This window comes from Microbacterium sp. 13-71-7 (assembly GCF_002257455.1).
In the GTDB taxonomy this organism is placed as follows: domain Bacteria; phylum Actinomycetota; class Actinomycetes; order Actinomycetales; family Microbacteriaceae; genus Microbacterium.
Genome location: NZ_NCKN01000419.1, coordinates 1 through 1,201, shown reverse-complemented (window position 1 = coordinate 1,201; position 1,201 = coordinate 1). Strand labels below are relative to the sequence as shown.

Sequence of the window (1,201 nt, the reverse complement as noted above, 5' to 3'; positions counted from 1 at the left end):
CGCTGGCGCTGCTGCCGCTGCCGCTGCTGCCGCTGGCGCTGCTGCCGCTGCCGCTGCTGCCGCTGGCGCTGCTGCCGCTGCCGCTGCTGCCGCTGGCGCGCGGTGCGACGATTCGCACAGGGTGCGACGATCCGCACACGGATCCGGGGTGAATGCGGTGCGGAACGTCGCAGGATGTGCAGAACGTTGCCGGTCCGAGATCCAGGGTCCGGGATCCAGGGTCCGGGTCGCGCGCGGGTCCGGGATCCAGCGTTCAGCGGATCCTGGGCCGGCGGTGCTGCGCGAACGCCTCCGCCAGTGCGCCGCGGACGGCGCCGATCGCCTCCGAGGCGCGCGCCGACTCGCGCACCGCGGTGAACACCTCGCGCACGGGGGATCCTGGCAGCTCGGACAGCGCGACCCGGGCGGGGGCGTCGCCCCAGATGAGGTCGGGCAGCATCCCGACCGCGTGGCCGGCCTCGATGAGCCGCACGTGCGCCGTCAGATCCGCCGCCTCGAAGCGCACGTCGGGTTCGAACCCGGCGGCGCGGCACTGCTGCACGGCCCACTGCCGTGCGGCGGATCCGACCGGCTCCATCACCCAGGCGCGATCCCGCAGCCGGGGGAGCGACGCCGCCTCCTCGCCGGGAGGCAGGACCAGGCGGATCGGATCCTCCCCGATCAGCTCGTGCGCGTTGCCCGCGTGCCGCTCGCGGGTGTGGCCCGGATACTGCTCGGCGATCACGAGGTCGAACCGGCGCGCGGTCAGCTCGAACAGCCCCTCCTCGGGCGGCGCCTCGGTCATCTCGATGCGCAGGTGCGGGTGCGTCGCGGCGATGGCGGTGAGCGCCGCGGGGACGATGGTCTCGGCGGCGGTCGGCATCGCGCTGATCCGCACGGCCTCGGCGGGCGCCTGGCTGAGCTCCTGCCTGGCCTGCTCGTCGAGTTCGAGGGCGCGGGCGGCGTGCGCGGCGAGCACCCGTCCCTCCGCCGTCAGCCTGATCCGCCGCCCGTCCGGTTCGAGCAGGGCGACGCCCGCCTCGCGCTCCAGCAGCGCCAGCTGCTGCGACACCGTCGACGGGCTGTACGCGAGCGAGTGCGCGACCTCCGCGATGGTCCCGCGCAGCGCGAACTCGTGCAGCAGTCGCAGCCTCCGCAACTCGAACACGCTCTCTCCTCACTCCTCCTTGACCGCGAGACTCCAACTCCGCGACGAGACTGC

At 74.4% G+C, this 1,201-nt stretch carries 1 protein-coding gene; it reads right to left on the bottom strand.

Annotation, left to right across the window (positions count from 1 at the left end; genetic code table 11):
• Nucleotides 1-253 precede the first annotated feature (253 nt).
• The gene (locus tag B7X32_RS20960) at nucleotides 254-1,147 is read right to left on the bottom strand and encodes a LysR family transcriptional regulator (RefSeq protein WP_292724186.1); all 894 of its coding nucleotides are present in this window, start codon (nucleotides 1,145-1,147) and stop codon (nucleotides 254-256) included.
• Nucleotides 1,148-1,201: the final 54 nt, after the last annotated feature.